This is a genomic window from Arhodomonas sp. SL1, assembly GCF_052060015.1.
Taxonomy (GTDB): domain Bacteria; phylum Pseudomonadota; class Gammaproteobacteria; order Nitrococcales; family Nitrococcaceae; genus Arhodomonas.
The window spans coordinates 249,919-268,648 of record NZ_JBPODZ010000004.1 but is presented as its reverse complement, the minus strand read 5'-3'; the positions used below and the strand labels follow the sequence as shown (position 1 = coordinate 268,648).

Here is an 18,730-nt window from a genome sequence, read left to right as displayed (position 1 = left end):
TCAGCGCTGCCCCAGCGGTGAGTCCTCGGCGGCCACCACGCGGACCTCCTCGCCCTCCCGGACGAAGCCCTGGCCCACCGTGATCACCCGAACGCCCTGCGGCAGCCCGGCCACCCAGAAGCCCTCGCGTTCGGCACGGACCACCTCCACCGGATGGAACACCACCACGCCGTCGTCGTCCACGCCCTTCACGCCCAGCTCGCCATCATCATTGAGTACGAGCACGGCGGGCGAGAGGAAATGGGCAGCGGTGGCCCCCACCGGTACCCGCGCCGTGGCACTGACCCCCGCCGGGATCGCGCCCTCCTCGTTGGGCACCGCGATCTCCACCCGGAACGTCCGCGTGTCCTCATCGGCGCTGGCCGCGACGAAGCCCACGCGCCCCTGCCGGCTCGCACCGGTGGCGAAGCGCACGCCGACCTCGCCGGCCTCCCGCAGCGATTCGATGTCCCGTTGCGGTACGTTGACCACCACCAGCAAGGGGTCCAGGTCCACCAGCTCCGCCACCGCGGAGCCCGGCGTCAGGTAATCCCCCTCCTCCACCGGGAGCCCGTCCAGGATCCCGGCAAACGGCGCCCTTACCCGGGTATTCTCGATCTCCTCCTCGATCGCGGCCAGCCGGGCCCGTGCCGCCTCCAGCGCCGCCTCCGCGCCACGGATCTGGGTGCGGGACTGGAAGCCGCTATCGCCGAGGCGCTGGGCCGCCTCCGCCTCCTCCTCGCGCTGGGCGACCAGCGCCCGCGCCTCGCGCAGTCGCGCCTGCCGGTCGTTCATGGCCAACCGTGCCAGCACTGTATCCACCTCCACCCTCGCGCCCTTGGCCTCGGGGAGCTCTCGGACACGGCCGGCCACCTCGGCGCGCACCGTCACCCGTCGCTCCGCCCGGGACTGCCCCTGTAGCACCAGCTCCCGGGTGATGCGCCGGGACTCAGGCTCGTCGACCTCCACGGCCATGGGTTGGGTCGAAGGGGGGTTGCCGCCGGCCTCCTCGCGCCCCTCGCCACGGACCACGTAGCCGCTGGCAATCCACGCCCCAACGGTGAGAAGCACGAGCAGGGCCAACAGCCAGGGGGGAACAAAACGGCTCATAGAACGGACATCCGCGACGGGTGGCGGCGATGCTTGCGGCCTGAGGACATTGGCGGGAGGGGTTGATAGCGCACTGGCGACTCGGGATTATTGATCTGGATCAACGGACGCCCACCTTGAAACGATAGCCTTGGCGGCAGTCGGCAGCGGGCACTGCGAAAGAACTGCCGAGGCACAGCCCTGAGGATCGGAAACGCGAAATGTCAATCGAGCTCTATAACGACGGACACCACGCCTGCTACACCTTCGACACCCTGGTCGCCGGGGAACACGGCATACAGTCGAACCAGTTCCTGATACTGGATGGCGATCACGCGGGGCTGATCGATCCCGGTGGCGACCTCACCTACACCCCGCTGTCGGTAACCATCGGCCGCCAGATCCGGATCAAGGACATGGAGTACGTCTTCGCCTCCCACCAGGATCCGGACATTATCGCCTCCCTGGACCGCTGGCTGATGTACACCGACTGCAAGGTGGTCTGCTCGCGGCTGTGGACCCGCTTCCTGCCCCACCTGGTGCCCTCCTACCAGAGCGCGCGCATCGCCAATCGTATCATCGGGCTGGAGGACCAGGGGGGTAACGTCCCACTCGGCGACTCCGTGATCAAGGCCGTTCCGGCGCATTTCCTCCACTCCGTGGGGAACTTCCAGTTCTATGACCCGAAGGCGAAGATTTTGTTCTCGGGGGATATGGGGGCCTCCCTAGTGGACGATCATCCCGGCGAGCCGGTGACCGATTTCGAGGCCCATATCCCCACCATGCGCGGCTTCCATCAGCGTTACATGACGGCCAACCGGGCGTGCCGGCTATGGGCGCGGATGGTGCGCGGCATGGACATCGACTGGCTCGTACCGCAGCACGGGCGTCCGTTCAAGGGAAGGGAAATGATCCATCGCTTCCTGGACTGGATCGAGCAGCTCGAGTGCGGGGTCGACCTACTCGACGAGGGCAGCTATCGGGTCCCGCTCTGAAGCGGTGCCCAGTCCTCACTCCTCAAAGAGGTGGCCGAACTTGGCCGCCTTCGTCTCCAGGTAGGTGTGATTGTGGGGGTTGCGCCCGGCGTGCAGGGCCAGCCGCTCGCTCACCCGCACACCAGCGGCCTCGAGGCCCGTGACCTTGCTGGGGTTGTTGGTGAGCAGGCGTACCGAGCGCACGCCGAGATAGCGGAGCATGTCCGCGGCCACCGTGTAGTCACGGGCGTCCGCCGCGAAGCCCAGGGCCTCGTTGGCCTCCACGGTGTCCGCACCCTCCCGATCCTGGACCCCGTAGGCGCGGATCTTATTCAGCAGCCCGATCCCCCGGCCCTCCTGGCGGAGATACACCAACACCCCACGGCCCTCGCGGCCGATCCGCTCCAGCGCCGCCTCGAGCTGCGGGCCGCAGTCGCAACGCTGGCTGAACAGGGCATCGCCAGTCAGGCATTCGGAGTGCACCCGCACCAGCACCGCCTCCACGCCCTCCACCTCCCCCATTACCAGGGCGACGTGCTCATGGTCCCGGCCGGGCTCCTCGAAGCCGTGGATGATGAATGCCCCCCAGCGGGTGGGGAGACGGGCCGCCCCCACATGGACGGCCCCGGCGCTGTGCTTGGATCGATCGCTCATGGTTCCGTAAATGATCAGTAAAACATGGAACCATATCACGGGCCGCGCCCATGCGGGGCGGTGAAGTCGATCTCCGGCCCCGCGGGGATCACCCCGCTCGGATTGATATGGGGGTGCGAGGTGTAGTAGTGGCGCTTGATGTGGTCCAGGTTCACCGTTTCCGCCACCCCCGGCAACTGGTAGAGCTCGCGGGTGTAGGCCCAGAGGTTGGGGTAGTCCACTAATCGCCGGATATTGCACTTGAAGTGCCCGACATAGACCGGGTCGAAGCGCACCAGGGTGGTGAACAGCCGCCAGTCCGCCTCGGTGATGCGCTCGCCGGCGAGGTAGCGCTGACCGCCGAGCCGCGCCTCCAGCTCGTCGAGGGCGCTGAACAACGCCGTCACGGCCTCCTCGTAGGCGTTCTGGGCGGTGGCGAAGCCGGCCTTGTAGACACCGTTGTTGATCCGATCGTAGACGTAGGGGTTGATGGCATCGATGGCCCCGCGCAACTCCGGCGGATAGAAATCCCGGGAGGCGTCGCCCCAGGCGTCGAAGGCGGAGTTGAGCATGCGCACGAGATCCGCGGACTCGTTGTTGACGATGGTCTGTTCGCGGCTGTCCCACAGCGCCGGCACCGTCACCCGGCCGGTGTAGTCGCTCTGCGCCCGCGTATAGACCTGATGCAAGTAGTCGAAACCGTTGACCCGGTCGCCGGTAGCGCCGGGGTAGTCGCCGAAGTGCCAGCCCTGCGCCCCCATGTACGGGTGGACCACGGATACCCCGATGACGTCCTCCAACCCCTTGAGCCGGCGCAGGATCAGCACCCGGTGGGCCCAGGGGCAGGCCAGGGAGACGTAGAGGTGGTAGCGGCCGGGCTCGGCGGGGAAGCGTGCGGCCGGATCCGGCTCAACCCAGTCCCGGAACACGGTTTGCGGCCGCTCGAAACGCCCGCCGGTACGATCGGTGTCGTACCACTGGTCGTGCCAGATACCTTCAATCAACAGTCCCATGATTCCTCCACAACGCGCCACCGGGCGCACACCGGGGTGCGCCCGATCGGCTTCATTCCGCGAGCTTCGCGGCGATCTCGGTGACGTGGCGCCCTTGGGTCCGGGCCAGGGAAAGCTCCTTGTCGCTGGGCTGACGGGAGCCGTCCCCACCGGCGATGGTGGCCGCGCCATAGGGGGAGCCGCCGCGGGTCTCGCTGATGTCGAATAGCTCCTGGCCCTTGGCATAGGGCAGGCCCACGATGACCATCCCATGGTGGGCCAGGGTCGGCCAGACGGTGAGGATGGTGCTCTCGTTGCCGCCGCCGGTGGCCGTCGAGGTGAACACGCTGGCCACCTTGCCCACCAGGGCGCCCTTGGCCCACAGCCCACCGGTCTGGTCCAGGAAGTTGCGCATCTGCCCCGCCATGTTGCCGAATCGCGTGGGTGTGCCGAAGATCACCGCGTCGTAGTCGGCGAGCTCGGCGGACTCGGCCACCGCCGCCGCCTGATCGAGCTTGGCGCCGGCATTCCGGGCCACGTCCTCGGGCATGGTCTCGGGGACGCGCTTGACGGTGACCTCGGCGCCGGGGACCTCGCGGGCACCCGCCGCTACGGCCTCCGCCATCGTCTCCATATGTCCGTACATGCTGTAGTAGAGGACCAGTACACGGGTCATGGGGGTTATCTCCCTTGCGGTTATGAGTGCAGGGAGCGTAACTGACAACTCATCGCAACAATATAGCGCTGAATGGAAAAACTGTTTCCAAATGGACTACAGTCGATCATACTAACGTCAGCAAACTGCCGAAGGGGCATGCCATGGATCGTTTCGCCGCCCTGCAGGCGTTCGTCTGCGTCGCCGAGGAGGGTAGCTTCACCGCCGCGGCGGAGCGCTTGGACCTGTCGAAGTCCGTGGTCAGCAAGCAGATCAAGACCCTGGAGCAGCACCTCGGGGTGCGGCTGTTCAACCGCACCACCCGGCGGCTACACCTCACCGAACCGGGGCTGCGGTTCCGCGAACGCGCCGGGCGTATCCTCGAGGAGCTGCAGGAGGCGGAACGGGCGGTGGGCGACCTCCAGGCGCGCCCCCGGGGGCTGCTCCGGGTCAATGTACCGGTATCCTTCGCCCTGCAGTACCTCTCCCCGGCCTTGCCCGCGTTCCTGGAACGCTACCCGGAGCTGTCGGTGGACGTCACCCTGAATGACCGGTTCGTGGACCTGGTCAACGAGGGTTACGACGTGGCCATCCGGATCACCGCCCTGCGCGACTCCAGCCTCATCGCCCGCCGTATCGCCCCTTCGGAGGGTTGGATCTGCGCGGCCCCGCAATACCTCGACCACCACGGCCGCCCGGAGACGCCGGCGGATCTCGCCCGCCACCCCTGCCTGATCTATGCCTACGGCCGCAGCACCCGGGAATGGCGGCTCACCGGACCCGAGGGCGACGAGCATCGGGTGCCCGTGCAGGGACGCTTCCAGGCCAACAACGGCGAGTTGCTGGTGGAGGCCGCGGCCGCCGGCAGCGGGCTGGTGCTCACCCCGGATTTCATCGCCCACCGCGCCGTGGACGAGGGGCGGCTCGAGCGGGTGCTCACCGCCTACCGCACCCCCGAGCTCGCCGTCCACGCCATCTACCCCTACACCCACCACGTCTCGGCGAAGGTCCGTGCCTTCATCGACTTCCTGGCCGAGTGCTTCGGCGGTGCGCCACCACCCTGGGCCTGGGAGCGGATCGCGCCGAACGGGCGCTGAGGGCGTTGCAATCGCACCGCGCCCACCCCATCTGTGAGGGCATAGCGAGCAATAGGATTCAAGAGGATTTGCGCCCATGCAGATGGACAAGCTCACCACGAAATTCCAGCAGGCCCTGGCGGAGTCCCAAAGCCGCGCCGTCGGCCGGGACCATCAGTTCATCGAGCCCGAGCACCTGCTCGTGGCCATGCTCGACCAGGAGGGCGGCGGCGTGCGCCAGCTCCTCCAGCACGCCGGGGTGAACGTCAACTATCTGCGCTCCAAGCTCGGCGAGGCCCTCGACCGCATGCCCCAGGTGGAGGGCGCCGGCGGCGAGGTGCAGGTATCCAACGAGCTCGGGCGTCTGCTCAACGTCACCGACAAGCTCGCCCAGAAGCGCAGCGACGCCTACATCTCCAGCGAGCTCTTCGTCCTCGCCCTAGTGGACGACAAGCGTGCCAACGCCGCCAACATCCTGCGCGAGGCGGGGGCGGAGAAGCAGGCCGTGGAGCAGGCCATCCAGCAGGTCCGCGGCGGCGAGAACGTCTCCGACCCCAACGCGGAGGACCAACGCCAGGCCCTCGAGAAGTACACCATCGACCTCACCGAGCGCGCCGAGCAGGGCAAGGTGGACCCGGTGATCGGCCGCGACGACGAGATCCGCCGGACCGTACAGGTGCTCCAGCGCCGTACCAAGAACAACCCGGTGCTCATCGGCGAGCCCGGCGTCGGCAAGACCGCCATCGTCGAGGGCCTCGCCCAGCGCATCATCAACGGCGAGGTACCCGAGGCACTCAAGGACAAGCGCCTGCTGTCCCTGGACATGGGCGCCCTGGTGGCCGGGGCGAAGTACCGCGGCGAGTTCGAGGAGCGGCTGAAGGCGGTGCTCAAGGACCTGGCCAAGCAGGAGGGCCAGATTATCCTGTTCATCGACGAGATCCACACCATCGTCGGCGCCGGCAAGGCCGAGGGCTCCATGGACGCGGGCAACATGTTGAAGCCCGCGCTGGCGCGCGGTGAGCTGCACTGCATCGGCGCCACCACCCTCGACGAGTACCGGAAGAACATCGAGAAGGACGCGGCCCTGGAGCGGCGCTTCCAGAAGGTGCTAGTGGACGAGCCCAGCGTCGAGGACACCATCGCCATCCTGCGCGGCTTGAAGGAACGCTATGAGGTCCATCACGGGGTGGAGATCACCGACCCGGCCATCGTGGCGGCGGCGACGCTCTCGCACCGCTATATCACCGATCGGCATCTCCCGGACAAGGCAATCGACCTGGTGGACGAGGCCGCGAGCCGCATCCGCATCGAGATCGACTCCAAGCCCGAGGAGATGGACCGCCTCGACCGGCGGCGCATTCAGCTCAAGATCGAGCGCGAGGCGCTGAAGAAGGAGTCCGACGAGGCCTCGCGCAAGCGCCTCGCCGCCCTGGACGAGGAGCTCGAGCAGGTGGAGCGCGAATACGCCGAGCTCGAGGAGGTGTGGAACTCCGAGAAGGCCGCGGTGGAGGGCACCCAGAGCATCAAGGAGCAGCTCGAGCAGGCGCGCCTGGAGCTGGAGACCGCCCGCCGCGCCGGCGACCTCGGGCGGATGTCGGAGCTGCAGTACGGCCGCATCCCGGAGCTGGAGCGCCAGCTCGAGCGGGCCTCCGAGGCGGAGACCGGCGAGCAGACCCTGCTGCGCACCGAGGTGACCGACGAAGAGATCGCCGAGGTGGTCTCCAAGTGGACCGGGATCCCGGTCTCCAAAATGCTCGAAGGCGAGCGGGAGAAGCTCCTGCGCATGGAGGAGGCCCTGGGCGAGCGCGTCATCGGTCAGCAGGAGGCGGTGGAGGCCGTTTCCAACGCCATCCGCCGCTCCCGGGCGGGGCTGTCGGACCCCAATCGCCCCAACGGCTCGTTCCTCTTCCTCGGCCCCACCGGTGTGGGCAAGACCGAGCTGTGCAAGGCCCTGGCCTCGTTCCTCTTCGACACCGAGGAGGCGATGATCCGGATCGACATGTCGGAGTTCATGGAGAAGCACTCCGTGGCGCGGCTGGTGGGCGCGCCCCCGGGGTACGTGGGCTACGAGGAGGGCGGTTACCTCACCGAGCACGTCCGGCGTAAGCCCTACTCGGTAATCCTCCTCGACGAGGTGGAGAAGGCGCACCCGGATGTGTTCAACATCCTGCTGCAGGTCCTCGAGGACGGCCGCCTCACCGACAGCCACGGGCGCACGGTGGACTTCCGCAACACCGTGATCGTGATGACCTCCAACCTCGGCTCGCACCTCATCCAGGACAAGGCGGCCGAGGGCTATGAGGCCATGAAGACGGCGGTCATGGACGTGGTCGGCCAGCAGTTCCGACCGGAGTTCATCAATCGGATCGACGACGTGGTGGTCTTCCATCCGCTGGATCGGCGCCAGATCCGCCGGATCACCGAGATTCAGACCGCCTACCTGAGCCAGCGGCTCAAGGAGCGGGATCTGGGTCTCGTGATCTCGGAGGCGGCCCTGGACAAGCTGGGCGAGGCGGGCTTCGATCCCGTCTACGGCGCCCGGCCGCTGCGGCGGGTCATCCAGCAGCGCTTGGAGAACCCGCTGGCCCAGCAGATCCTGAGCGGCACCTTCGCCCCGGGCGAGGTGATCCGCGTGGACGTCGAGGGCGAGACCTTGACCTTTGACAAGGCACGGGAGACCGCCGAGGCTTGAGCCCACCGAAAGGGACGATGGGCGGGGTCCCCCCGCCCGTCGCCGGCACGCGCAATACTGCCAGCAAGCAGGGAGCATCATGACGAAGCGACTCTTCACCGCCGCCGCAGTCCTATCACTGGCGCTGGGCACCGCCCACGCCGCCGAGTTCGGCGCCGGCGCTATCACCGTCGAAGCGCCCTGGGCCCGGGCCACGCCGCCCGCCTCCCAGGCGGGCGCCGCGTATTTCCGGGTCACCGCCGAGGGCGACGGCGACCGGCTTATCGGCGTGGAATCGCCGGTGGCGCGCAACACCATGCTCCACGAGACCGTCAGCGAGAACGGCAACCGCACCATGCGCCACGTGGCGCAGGTGGCCATCACCCCCGACCAACCCCTGGAGCTCGTCCCCGGCGGCTACCACGTCATGCTCATGGGCCTGGAGCAGGGCCTAAAGGAGGGCAGCACCTTCCCGCTGACCCTCGTCTTCGAGCAGGCGGGCCCCGTGGAAGTGGAGGTGCAGGTCGAGGCCCTGGACGCCGAAGGCCCGGGCACTGATCACTGAGGCATTGAAACGCTATACTGCGCGGGGCGGCCCGACCGAGCCGCCGGGCCGGCGATAACGAAAGACACCGCCCCGCCGCCGGCGGGGCACCGTCGCAACCAAAGGCAAGGGGAGCAGTCATGGAACGCAGTAAGGCGATTGCGGCAACGCTGGCGTTGGCGCTGGGCACCGGCACGGCGGGCGCCGCCCAGTGGAACATGGCGACGCCGTATCCGGATGCCACCTTCCACACCCAAAACATCCAGCAATTCGCCGAGGACGTGGCCGAGGCGACGGATGGCGAGTTGGAGATCACCGTCCATTCCGCCGGCTCGCTGGTCAAACACCCGCAGATCAAGCGCGCCGTGCAGACCATGCAGGTCCAGGCGGGGGAGGTCTTCATCTCCCTCCTGGGCAACGAGGACCAGGTCTTCGCCGTCGACTCCATCCCCTTCCTCGCCACCAGCTATGAGGACGCGGAGCGGCTTTGGGAGGCCTCCCGCGGCGCCATCGAGGAACGACTGGCCGACGACGGGATTCGGTTGCTCTACGCGGTCCCGTGGCCGGCCCAGGGCCTGTACACCTCCCGGGAGGTGGACGAGGTCTCGGACCTGGAGGGGCTGAAGTTCCGTGCCTACAACCCAACTACCTCACGGCTGGCGGAGCTCACGGACATGGTGGCCACCCAGGTGGAGGTGCCGGAGATCCCCCAAGCCTTCTCCACGGGCATCGTCGAGGCGATGATCACCTCGCCGTCCACCGGTGCCAACTCCAAGGCCTGGGACTTCGTGGACCGCTTCTACGACATCCAGGCGTGGCTGCCCAAGAACATGGTCATCGTGAATGAGCAGGCCTTCGGTGGGCTCGACGAGGGCTCCCGCGAGGCGGTGCTCGAGGCGGCCGCCAAGGCCGAATCCCGGGGCTGGGAGATGAGCCGCGCCGAGGCCGCGGAGAAGAAGGCGATCCTCGAGGACAACGGCATGGAGGTCCTCCAGCCGAGTGAGGCGCTGATGTCCGGGCTCAACGAGATCGGCGCGACCATGACGGACGAGTGGCTGGAGAAGACCGGCGCGGATGGTGAGGCCATCATCGAGGCCTACCGCCAGTAAGCGGGTGGGGCCACTGGCCCCATCCTCCCCCCAATTGATGGGCCGAGTACATGCGCCGAGCACTCGACCTGCTCTACCTGAGCGCCGGTGTGGCCGCCGCACTATGCCTTGCGGCCATTGCCGTGCTGATCCTCGCCCAGACGGTGGGCCGGGTACTGGGGTTTTCCGTACCGTCCGCCAACGAGCTGGCGGGCTTCTGCGTGGCCGCCTCCACGTTCCTCGCGCTGGCCCACACCCTCAATCACGGCGGCCACATCCGGGTACGAGTGCTCATCGAGCACCTGCCGGCGGGTACAGCACGGGCGCTGGAGATCCTTTGCGTGGCGGTGGCGCTGTCGATGAGCGCCTACGCCAGCTGGTGGGCGGTGGACCTGGTGCGCGGCTCCATCGCCTACGGCGACGTCTCCCCGGGGCTGCTCGCAGTGCCGCTGTGGATCCCGCAGTCCGCCATGGCCGCCGGTCTCGCGGTGTTCACCCTGTCGCTGGCCGACAACCTCGCCCGCATGCTCCGCGGCAAACCACCCCTGTACGCCGAGGACGGTTGAATGGGGACCCTGGAGACCGGCGCGATCCTGGTGGCACTGCTGTTGCTGCTGCTCGGCGCTGGCGTGTGGGTGTCCGTGAGCCTGATGGCCGTGGCCTGGGTTGCCATCAGCCAGTTCACCGGCTCCCCCACCGGACTGATCCTGGGCTCCAACCTCTGGGGGTCGGTGTCCAGCTGGTCGCTGGCGCCGCTGCCGTTGTTCGTCTGGATGGGCGAGATCCTGTTCCGCTCGCGGTTGTCCGAGGACATGTATGCGGGCCTCACGCCCTGGCTGCGGCGCCTCCCCGGCCGGCTGCTGCACGTCAACATCCTCGGCTGCGGGGTATTCGCCGCCGTCTCCGGCTCATCGGCGGCCACCGCGGCCACTATCGGGAGGATGTCCATCCCCGAGCTCCGCGCCCGCGGCTATGACGATCGCATGGTCATCGGCACCCTGGCGGGCTCCGGGACCCTCGGCCTGCTGATCCCGCCGTCCATCATCCTCATCGTCTACGGCATCAGCGCCGAGCTCTCCATCGCCCGGTTGTTCATCGCCGGCGTGCTCCCCGGTCTGCTGCTGGTCGGGTTATTCATGGGCTACGTGGTGGCGTGGTCGCTGTTGCACCCGGCCCGCAACCCGCCGGCGGACCCCGCCCTGCCGCTGGGCCAGCGTCTGCGCGCCTCCACCCGACTGATCCCGGTGCTCGCGCTGATCGTCGGGGTGATCGGCTCCATCTACGCCGGGCTGGCCACCCCAACGGAGGCCGCCGCCGTCGGCGTCGCCGGCGCCCTACTGCTCTCCGCGCTCACCGGCGGCCTGGACTGGGGGAGCTTCCGTGCCGGACTGATGGGGGCGACGCGGACCTCGTGCATGATCGTGTTCATCCTCGCCGGGGCGGCGTTCCTGACCACGGCCATGGGCTATACCGGGATACCCCGGGCACTCGCCGCCTGGATCGCGGAAATGGGCCTCTCACCCCTGGCGCTGCTGGCCGCCCTGACGGTGTTCTTCGTGGTGCTGGGCTGCTTCCTCGACGGCATCTCCGTGGTGGTCCTCACTACGTCCATCATCCTGCCCATGGTGCAGGCGGCGGGCATCGACCCGCTGTGGTTCGGCATTTTCCTGGTGGTGGTGGTGGAGATGTCCCAGATCACCCCGCCGGTAGGGTTCAACCTGTTCGTCCTCCAGGGGCTGACCGGGCAGAACATCTTCCGCATCGCCGCCGCCTCCCTGCCCTTCTTCCTGGTGCTCCTCGTCGCCGTGGGCATCCTGGTGGCCTTCCCGGAGATCGCCACCTGGCTGCCGCAACGGATGTCCCGCTGAATGCCGTAGAATGGAGGACCACACCGGCGAACAGGGATCGCCGCCGCCAGCCGCCAGGGAGGACGAAGCACGAAACGGACGGAGACGATGAACCGAAGCGAGGCGCAAGGCAGCGGACAGTGGCAGTTCTGGATCGACCGTGGTGGGACCTTCACCGACGTCATCGGCCGGCGGGCGGACGGGGCGGTGCTCACCCGTAAGGTCCTCTCCGAGAACCCGGAACGCTACCGGGACGCCGCTCTGCAAGGCATCCGCGAGCTGCTCGGGCTCGACGGCGACGATCCCATCCCCGCCGAGCAACTCGAGCACGTCAAGATGGGCACCACAGTGGCCACCAACGCCCTGCTCGAGCGACGCGGTGAGCGCACGGTACTCGCGATCACGCGGGGCTTCGCCGACGCCCTGCAGATCGGCTACCAGTCGCGGCCGGAGATCTTCGCCCAGCACATCGAGCTCCCCGAGCTGCTCTACGAGCAGGTGGTGGAGGTCGACGAGCGCCTCGGCGCGGACGGCCGCGTGATCGAGCCCCTGGACGAGGGGGGCGTTCGTGCCTCCCTGCAGGCGGCCTATGACGCCGGCATCCGGGCGATCGCCATTTGCCTGGTCCACGGCTACCGCTACACCGAGCACGAGGCGCGGCTCGGCGCCATCGCCCGCGAGATCGGGTTCACCCAGGTATCGATGTCCCACGAGGTAAGCCCCCTGATGCGCCTGGTCGGCCGTGGCGACACCACGGTGGTGGACGCCTACCTCTCCCCCATCCTGCGCCGCTACGCCGACCAGGTGGCCGCGGAGCTCGGCGACACCCGACTGATGTTCATGAAATCCGACGGCGGGCTCACCGAGCACCGCTATTTCGCCGGCAAGGACGCGATCCTCTCCGGACCCGCCGGCGGCATCGTCGGAAGCGTGCGCACCGCCGCCATGGCCGGCTTCGAGCGCGTCATCGGCTTCGACATGGGTGGCACCTCCACCGACGTCTCCCACTACGCCGGCGAGTACGAGCGCAGCTTCGAGACGGTGATCGCGGGCATCCGCATGCGCGTGCCAATGATGCAGATCCACACCGTCGCCGCCGGCGGCGGCTCCATCTGCCACTTCGACGGCAGCCGCTACCGCGTCGGCCCGGACTCCGCCGGCGCCGATCCCGGACCGGCCTGCTACCGCCGCGGTGGACCGCTGACCGTGACCGACTGCAATGTGATGCTCGGCAAGCTCCAGCCGGAGTTCTTCCCCCGGGTCTTCGGCCCCGAGGCGGATCAGCCCTTGGATCCCGATGTGGTCCATGAACGCTTCGCGGAGATGGCCGCAGAGATCCACGCCGCCACCGGCGACGAGCGCACGGCCGTGGAGGTCGCGGAAGGGTTCCTGCGCATCGCCGTGGAGAATATGGCCAGCGCCATCAAGGAGATCTCGGTGCAGCGCGGCCACGACGTCACCGGCTACACCCTCAACTGTTTCGGCGGTGCCGGCGGCCAGCACGCCTGCCTGGTGGCGGACGCCCTGGGCATGGAGCGGGTGCTCATCCACCCCCATGCCGGCGTGCTCTCCGCTTATGGGATGGGTCTGGCGGATCTCTCCACCCTGCGGGAGATGCCAGTGGATGCCCCCTTGGACGACGCCCTGCTCGAACACGTCACCACCACCCTCGAGGACCTCGCCGCGGAGGGCCGCGCGGAGCTCGCCGACCAGGGCTGCGACCCTGAACGGGTGGGCGCGCGCCGCCGCCTGCACGCCAAGTACGAGGGCACCGATACCACGCTGGAGGTGGACCTGGCCGCGGCCGACACCGTCCGGGCCGCCTTCGAGGCGGAGCACCGCCAGCAGTTCGGCTTCGTGATGCCCCACAAGCGGCTGCTCATCGCCGCCGCCACCGTGGAGCTCACCGCCGAGAGCGGGGCGCTGGACGACGAGCCCGAGCTCGCGCCCCGGGAGGCCGGGGCGCCGGAGGTCCTGGCCCGGGTCACCACCCACATGGCCGGCGCGGAGCACGACACCCCGGTCTACGACCGCGAACAACTCCTCCCCGGCGATCGCGTCACCGGAGCGGCGATCATCCGTGACCCGGTCTCCACCATCGTGATCGAGCCCGGCTGGGCGATGGCGGTATCGCCCCGCAATCATGTGGTCATGGAGCGCGTCGAGGCCCGGCCGGCACGGGTGGCTGTGGGCACCGACGTGGACCCGGTGATGCTAGAGGTGTTCAACAACCTGTTCATGTCCGTGGCCGAGCAGATGGGCGTGACCCTGCGCAAGACCGCCTACTCCGCCAACATCAAGGAGCGCCTGGACTTCTCCTGCGCGGTCTTCGACCCGGACGCCAATCTGGTGGCCAACGCCCCCCACGTGCCGGTGCACCTCGGCTCCATGGGCGAGAGCGTGCGCGCCATCGCCGAGCGCCGGCGCGATAGCATGCGCCGCGGCGACGTGTACATGTTGAACGACCCCTACCACGGGGGCACCCATCTGCCTGACATCACCGTGGTCACGCCGGTGTTCGACGATGCCGGCGAGCGGGTGCTGTTCTACATCGCCTCCCGAGCCCACCACGCCGACGTGGGCGGCATCACCCCCGGCTCCATGCCGCCGGACAGCAGCCGCATCGAAGAGGAGGGGGTGCTCATCGACAACTTCCAGCTGGTGGAGGCCGGCAGCTTCCGCGAGGCCGCCGTCCGTGAGCTGCTCACCGGCGGCGACTATCCGGTGCGCGACATCGAGCAAAACCTGAACGACCTGCGCGCCCAGATCGCCGCCAACGAAAAGGGCGCCCGGGAGCTACGCGGGATGATCGCCCAGTTCGGCCTGGAGGTGGTGCACGCCTACATGCACCACGTCCAGGACAATGCCGAGGAGCAGGTCCGCCGCGTCATCGACGTCCTCGACGACTGCGACTACGAGCTCCCCATGGACAACGGCGCCGCGATCCGGGTGGCGGTCACCGTAGACCGTGCCGGCCGCAGCGCCCGGGTGGACTTCACCGGGACCAGCGCGGCGCAGTCGAGCAACTTCAATGCCCCGGTGGCGGTGACCCGCGCGGCGGTGCTCTACGTACTGCGCACGTTGGTGGCTGACGATATCCCCTTGAACGACGGCTGCCTGCAGCCCGTCGAGCTGGTGATCCCGGAGGGCTGCCTGCTCAACCCCCGCTACCCGGCGGCCGTGGTCGCCGGCAACGTCGAGGTCAGCCAGGTGGTGACCAATGCGCTGTACCTCGCGCTCGGCCGGCAGGCCGCCTCCCAGGGGACGATGAACAACGTCACCTTCGGCAACGAGCGCTACCAGCACTACGAGACCCTGTGTGGGGGTACCGGCGCGGGCCCGGGCTTCGACGGCGCCAGCGCAGTGCACTCGCACATGACCAATTCCCGGCTCACCGACCCGGAGGTGCTGGAGTGGCGCTTCCCGGTGCGGCTCGACGGCTTCGGCGTCCGCCGCGGATCCGGCGGGGCCGGCCGCCATCACGGGGGGGATGGGGCCGTGCGCCGCATCCGCTTCAACGAGCCCATGACCGTGGCCATCCTCTCCAACTCCCGCCGGGTGGCACCGCCCGGGCTCGCCGGCGGCGAGCCCGGGGCGCTCGGGCGCCAGTGGGTGGAGCGCGGTGACGGCCGCAGCGACTACCTGGAGGGCACGGATCGTACCGAGGTGGACGCGGGTGACGTGGTGGTGATCGAAACCCCGGGGGGCGGCGGCTACGGGCCGCCCCGGGAATGACCGGGAGCAAGCAGGCGCTCCAGCCAGTGGAAGACGCCACCGAGTGGGGTATGACAGAGCACCGTGCCGCCCAGCACCCCGGCGGTGTTGGCCAGGACGTCGCCGCCCTCCATCACGCGAGCGGAAGTAGCGGCCTGGGCCAGTTCGATGAGTACGCCGATGACGATCAGGCCGGCGGCCACACGCGCCGGGGAGCGCGGCCAGACCTGGCCGAAGGACCAGGCCAGGATCACGTAGGCCAGGGCGTGCTGGGCCTTATCCCAAGACAGTGCCGCCGGCGGGGTCGGTGGTGACGGCGTCAGCGACAGCCACACCACTGCCGCTAGCAGCAGCAGGGCCAGGCCCCGCCATAGCCACGGATACCGCAGCGGCCGCGCAGGGGGGCCCGGGAACGGGTTCGGGGCTGCCAAACGGGTCTCCTCCGTGACGATTGAGAGCATGGACCGCGACGGTAGCACGGCCGTGCCCCCGGCGGGCACAATGAAGCCATGGACGATCAGGCGCGGGCCATCTTGGACTACTGGTTCGGCGTGGATGCCGAACGGCGCAGCGACGGCGAGATCGCGGCGGAGCGCGCGTCGCTGTGGTTTCGCGCCGATCCCGCCTTGGACGACGATATCGACACACGGTTCCGGGAATCCGTGGCGAGCGCCCGCGAAGGGGCCCTGGAGCACTGGGCGGACGCCCCGCGCGGGCGGCTCGCGCTGATCCTCCTGCTCGATCAGTTCCCGCGCAACCTCTACCGGGCCAATCCGGAGGCCTACGCCAGCGACCGGCAGGCCCTGGCCCACAGCCTGAACGCACAATCCCGCGGCGAGGCGCGGGAGCTGCGCCCGGTGGAACGGCTGTTCCTGTACATGCCGATGATGCATGCCGAATCCCTGCCGGTGCAGGATCGGTCGGTGGCCTTGTTCGAGACCCTGGCCGCGGAGATGCCCGAGGCGCAACGCCCGCCCTTCGAGCGCTCCGCCGAGGCGGCGCGCCGGCACCGGGAGGTGATCCTGCGCTTCGGCCGCTTCCCCCATCGCAATGCCGTACTCGCTCGCCCTTCCACGCCAGCGGAGGCCGAATTCCTCGCGACCGCCGAGCAGCCGTACTGACCCGAAATTACGCCGGCAGCGCGTCGGCGAGGCCCGCGAGCACCGTGGCACAGTCGTCCGTGACCCGGAAATCCAGCTCCGCTTCGCCACGGGTGAGGCCCAGGCCCACGGCGACCACGCGCATGCCGCGCTCGCGGGCCGCACGGACGAAGCGATACCCCGACCAGACCATTAGCGAGGAACCGGCGACCAGCAGGGTGTCCGCCGCCTGCATCAGCCCCATGGCCCGATCCACCCGGGGCCGGGGCACCCCTTCCCCGAAGAACACCACCGCCGGCTTGAGCACGCCGCCGCAACGCCCACAGCCCGGCACCCGGAAGCGGTCGTAGTCGACGCCGTCGAGATCGGCGTCTCCATCCGGGGCGTCGCCGGCGGCGAGACGGCCCCACTGCGGATTCGCGATCCACAGGCGCTCCTGGAAGGCGTCACGCTCGCCCATGGCGCCGCAATCAAGACATTCCACCCGGTCGAGGCGGCCATGGAGGTCCACCACCACCCGGCTGCCGGCACGCCCGTGGAGCCCATCGACATTCTGGGTGATGACCCCGGTGACCGCACCGTAAGCCTCGAGCGATGCCAGTGCGCGGTGGCCGGCATTGGGCGTGGCCGCGGCCACCCGCGGCCAACCGAGCAGGCTCCGTGCCCAGTAGCGCCGGCGCCCCGCCGCACTACGAAGGAACTGCTGGTACTGCATGGGCTGGCGGCCCTTCCAGCGCCCTCCGGCATCCCGGTAGTCGGGGATCCCGGAGCCGGTGCTACAGCCGGCACCGGTGAGCACCACCGCCCGCCCCGAGCGCAACAGCCCCGCGAGCTCACCGGACCCGCCCTCCCGGGCCGGAGGGGGCATGCGGGCGGCAGCGGGGAAACGGGTACGCAAGGCCGTGGCCGCGGACATGGGCACACCTCCGAGTAGTCACTCCCCCAAGGATATACGGAAACGCGGCAGGGTTGTCCCCTTGCCCGGACGTCCCCATGATAGGTGCTATGCTAACTGTCCTATTTCAGCTTTCCCGCCGGTAGCCACCCATGCTGCGTACCCGCGTCTCCAGGGGGATCGGCCTGATCGCCATCCTTGGCCTCCTTACCGCGTTCGGGCCGATGTCCATCGACCTCTACCTGCCGGGATTGCCGGGGCTCGCGCGGGAGCTCGATGCCTCCGCGGCGGCGGCGCAACAGAGCCTGAGCCTGTTCTTCATCGGCCTCGCTATCGGCCAGCTGATCTACGGCCCGTTCTCCGACCGCTACGGCCGCCGGCCGGTGCTCGCGTTCAGCATCCTCGTCTACCTGGTGGCGAGCGTGCTCTGCGCCGTCGCCACCAGCCTGCCGGAGATGCTCGCCGGCCGTTTGCTCCAGGGGCTCGGCGCGGCGGCCGGCCCGGTGGTCTCCCGTGCCATCATCCGCGATGTCCACCACGGCGCCGAGGCGGCACGGGCGATGTCCTTCGTCATCCTGGTGATGGCGGTGGCCCCGCTGATCGCACCCCTGCTCGGCGGCCAGATCGTCGACACGGTGGGGTGGCGGGGGATCTTCTGGGTACTGACGGGATTCGGGCTGGTCTGCCTCGCGATGGTCACGGGGGCCCTACCGGAGACCAACGGGCGGGCACGCCGCGGCCGCGATGGCCTGGGCCGCCGCTTCGTGGCCTACACCCACCTGCTGCGCGACCGGGCCTCGGTGGCGTACCTGCTCTGTGGCGGCATGGCCTTCGGTGCGTTGTTCGCCTACGTGGCGAGTAGCTCGTTCCTCTACATCGAGGTCCACGGCGTCAGCCCCCGGGCCTTCGGTTACTACTTCGCCTTGAACGTCCTCGGGCTGGTGGCCGCCAACCTGGCGAACGGGGTGCTGGTGCGCCGCTTCGGCTACCGGCGCCTGCTCGCCTTCGGTGCGGCGGTGACCTTCACCGGCAGCCTGGCACTGCTGGCGACCACCCTGAGCGGTTTCGGCGGCCTCGCGGGGGTGGCGGTCCCGCTGTTCTTCGCCGTCGGCATGGTGGGGCTGGTCGGCGCCAACACCGTGACCGGCCTGCTCGACTCCTATCCGGACCACGCCGGCGCGGCCTCCGCCCTATTCGGCTTCTTCCAGTTTGGTCTCGGGGCCGCCGCCGGCGGAATGACCGCGCTGGTGGGGATCGGAGCGGCCGCGGACATGGCTGTAGTGATGAGCTTTTGCGCGGGGATCAGCGTTCTCGCCGCCGCCTATCTGCTGCTCAGCGACCGCCCCGCGCCGGCCCCGCAGTGCCCCTCCTCCGCCGGCTGATGCCCTGTCGCCGACTACCGACAACCCGTTAACGCCGTCGCCGTGCGGCCCGTCGCAACTAAGCGCGACAGCCCTTGTCGCTGTGTGTGTC

The 18,730-nt window shown here is 69.0% G+C and carries 16 protein-coding genes; 10 read left to right on the top strand and 6 right to left on the bottom strand.

Annotation, left to right across the window (positions count from 1 at the left end; translation table 11 throughout):
* Positions 1-1,089 (bottom strand): efflux RND transporter periplasmic adaptor subunit, encoded by a 1,089-nt coding sequence (locus tag ACQ754_RS08375; RefSeq protein ID WP_440996554.1) that lies wholly within the window; start codon positions 1,087-1,089, stop codon positions 1-3.
* Between the two features lie 200 nt (positions 1,090-1,289).
* Between ACQ754_RS08375 and ACQ754_RS08370 the strand changes: the two genes are divergently transcribed.
* A complete protein-coding gene (locus ACQ754_RS08370; RefSeq protein WP_440996553.1) occupies positions 1,290-2,063 on the top strand; it encodes an MBL fold metallo-hydrolase in 774 nt (257 codons plus the stop codon).
* A 15-nt stretch (positions 2,064-2,078) separates the two neighbouring features.
* Here ACQ754_RS08370 and ribA read toward each other — a convergent pair whose 3' ends face one another.
* The 3 genes from ribA to wrbA are packed head-to-tail and all read right to left on the bottom strand — an operon-like array spanning position 2,079 to position 4,343.
* Complete coding sequence (gene ribA, locus ACQ754_RS08365) at positions 2,079-2,696, bottom strand: GTP cyclohydrolase II (protein ID WP_440996552.1); 618 nt, start codon at positions 2,694-2,696, stop codon at positions 2,079-2,081.
* 35 nt (positions 2,697-2,731) lie between these two features.
* Positions 2,732-3,688, bottom strand: a complete 957-nt coding sequence (locus ACQ754_RS08360; protein ID WP_440996551.1) for a glutathione S-transferase family protein — start codon at positions 3,686-3,688, stop codon at positions 2,732-2,734.
* Between the two features lie 52 nt (positions 3,689-3,740).
* Positions 3,741-4,343, bottom strand: coding sequence for an NAD(P)H:quinone oxidoreductase (gene wrbA, locus ACQ754_RS08355; RefSeq protein ID WP_440996550.1), 603 nt, complete (start codon positions 4,341-4,343; stop codon positions 3,741-3,743).
* Positions 4,344-4,486: 143 nt separating this feature from the next.
* Here wrbA and ACQ754_RS08350 point away from each other — a divergent pair, with 143 nt between their 5' ends.
* The 7 genes from ACQ754_RS08350 to ACQ754_RS08320 all read left to right on the top strand — a co-directional run bounded on the left by ACQ754_RS08350 (position 4,487) and on the right by ACQ754_RS08320 (position 15,283).
* Positions 4,487-5,419 carry a LysR substrate-binding domain-containing protein gene (locus ACQ754_RS08350; RefSeq protein WP_440996549.1) on the top strand — a complete coding sequence of 311 codons (933 nt, stop codon included), beginning with the start codon at positions 4,487-4,489 and terminating at the stop codon, positions 5,417-5,419.
* 82 nt (positions 5,420-5,501) lie between these two features.
* Entirely contained in the window at positions 5,502-8,090 is a 2,589-nt protein-coding gene (gene clpB, locus ACQ754_RS08345) for an ATP-dependent chaperone ClpB (protein WP_440996583.1), read from the top strand.
* Positions 8,091-8,169: 79 nt separating this feature from the next.
* A complete protein-coding gene (locus ACQ754_RS08340; RefSeq protein ID WP_440996548.1) occupies positions 8,170-8,634 on the top strand; it encodes a copper chaperone PCu(A)C in 465 nt (154 codons plus the stop codon).
* A 119-nt stretch (positions 8,635-8,753) separates the two neighbouring features.
* Positions 8,754-9,722: a TRAP transporter substrate-binding protein gene (locus tag ACQ754_RS08335; RefSeq protein WP_440996547.1), complete on the top strand. Its 969-nt coding sequence runs from the start codon at positions 8,754-8,756 to the stop codon at positions 9,720-9,722.
* A 50-nt stretch (positions 9,723-9,772) separates the two neighbouring features.
* Entirely contained in the window at positions 9,773-10,267 is a 495-nt protein-coding gene (locus ACQ754_RS08330) for a TRAP transporter small permease (protein ID WP_440996546.1), read from the top strand.
* The gene (locus tag ACQ754_RS08325; RefSeq protein WP_440996545.1) at positions 10,268-11,569 is read left to right on the top strand and encodes a TRAP transporter large permease; all 1,302 of its coding nucleotides are present in this window, start codon (positions 10,268-10,270) and stop codon (positions 11,567-11,569) included. It begins immediately after the preceding gene.
* Between the two features lie 87 nt (positions 11,570-11,656).
* Positions 11,657-15,283, top strand: a complete 3,627-nt coding sequence (locus ACQ754_RS08320) for a hydantoinase B/oxoprolinase family protein (protein ID WP_440996544.1) — start codon at positions 11,657-11,659, stop codon at positions 15,281-15,283.
* On the opposite strand, the gene ACQ754_RS08315 is transcribed toward ACQ754_RS08320, so the two are convergent.
* Positions 15,262-15,693 (bottom strand): VanZ family protein, encoded by a 432-nt coding sequence (locus ACQ754_RS08315; RefSeq protein WP_440996543.1) that lies wholly within the window; start codon positions 15,691-15,693, stop codon positions 15,262-15,264. The genes ACQ754_RS08320 and ACQ754_RS08315 overlap by 22 nt on opposite strands.
* A gap of 78 nt (positions 15,694-15,771) precedes the next feature.
* Between ACQ754_RS08315 and ACQ754_RS08310 the strand changes: the two genes are divergently transcribed.
* The gene (locus tag ACQ754_RS08310; RefSeq protein WP_440996542.1) at positions 15,772-16,383 is read left to right on the top strand and encodes a DUF924 family protein; all 612 of its coding nucleotides are present in this window, start codon (positions 15,772-15,774) and stop codon (positions 16,381-16,383) included.
* Positions 16,384-16,390: 7 nt separating this feature from the next.
* Here the strand turns inward: ACQ754_RS08310 and ACQ754_RS08305 are convergent, their stop codons facing one another.
* Positions 16,391-17,278 carry an NAD-dependent protein deacetylase gene (locus tag ACQ754_RS08305; protein ID WP_440996541.1) on the bottom strand — a complete coding sequence of 296 codons (888 nt, stop codon included), beginning with the start codon at positions 17,276-17,278 and terminating at the stop codon, positions 16,391-16,393.
* Between the two features lie 131 nt (positions 17,279-17,409).
* Here ACQ754_RS08305 and ACQ754_RS08300 point away from each other — a divergent pair, with 131 nt between their 5' ends.
* Positions 17,410-18,639 carry a Bcr/CflA family multidrug efflux MFS transporter gene (locus tag ACQ754_RS08300; RefSeq protein ID WP_440996540.1) on the top strand — a complete coding sequence of 410 codons (1,230 nt, stop codon included), beginning with the start codon at positions 17,410-17,412 and terminating at the stop codon, positions 18,637-18,639.
* The last annotated feature ends 91 nt before the right edge of the window (positions 18,640-18,730 follow it).

Bases quoted from the DNA above. Each gene is read 5' to 3' on its own strand.
- ACQ754_RS08325 (WP_440996545.1), top strand. From the start codon at position 10,268: ATGGGGACCCTGGAGACCGGCGCGATCCTGGTGGCACTGCTGTTGCTG.
- ACQ754_RS08340 (WP_440996548.1), top strand. From the start codon at position 8,170: ATGACGAAGCGACTCTTCACCGCCGCCGCAGTCCTATCACTGGCGCTG.
- clpB (WP_440996583.1), top strand. From the start codon at position 5,502: ATGGACAAGCTCACCACGAAATTCCAGCAGGCCCTGGCGGAGTCCCAA.
- ACQ754_RS08310 (WP_440996542.1), top strand. From the start codon at position 15,772: ATGGACGATCAGGCGCGGGCCATCTTGGACTACTGGTTCGGCGTGGAT.
- ACQ754_RS08330 (WP_440996546.1), top strand. From the start codon at position 9,773: ATGCGCCGAGCACTCGACCTGCTCTACCTGAGCGCCGGTGTGGCCGCC.
- ACQ754_RS08350 (WP_440996549.1), top strand. From the start codon at position 4,487: ATGGATCGTTTCGCCGCCCTGCAGGCGTTCGTCTGCGTCGCCGAGGAG.
- ACQ754_RS08320 (WP_440996544.1), top strand. From the start codon at position 11,657: ATGAACCGAAGCGAGGCGCAAGGCAGCGGACAGTGGCAGTTCTGGATC.
- wrbA (WP_440996550.1), bottom strand. From the start codon at position 4,343: ATGACCCGTGTACTGGTCCTCTACTACAGCATGTACGGACATATGGAG.
- ACQ754_RS08370 (WP_440996553.1), top strand. From the start codon at position 1,290: ATGTCAATCGAGCTCTATAACGACGGACACCACGCCTGCTACACCTTC.
- ACQ754_RS08375 (WP_440996554.1), bottom strand. From the start codon at position 1,089: ATGAGCCGTTTTGTTCCCCCCTGGCTGTTGGCCCTGCTCGTGCTTCTC.
- ACQ754_RS08305 (WP_440996541.1), bottom strand. From the start codon at position 17,278: ATGTCCGCGGCCACGGCCTTGCGTACCCGTTTCCCCGCTGCCGCCCGC.
- ACQ754_RS08360 (WP_440996551.1), bottom strand. From the start codon at position 3,688: ATGGGACTGTTGATTGAAGGTATCTGGCACGACCAGTGGTACGACACC.
- ACQ754_RS08300 (WP_440996540.1), top strand. From the start codon at position 17,410: ATGCTGCGTACCCGCGTCTCCAGGGGGATCGGCCTGATCGCCATCCTT.
- ACQ754_RS08335 (WP_440996547.1), top strand. From the start codon at position 8,754: ATGGAACGCAGTAAGGCGATTGCGGCAACGCTGGCGTTGGCGCTGGGC.
- ribA (WP_440996552.1), bottom strand. From the start codon at position 2,696: ATGAGCGATCGATCCAAGCACAGCGCCGGGGCCGTCCATGTGGGGGCG.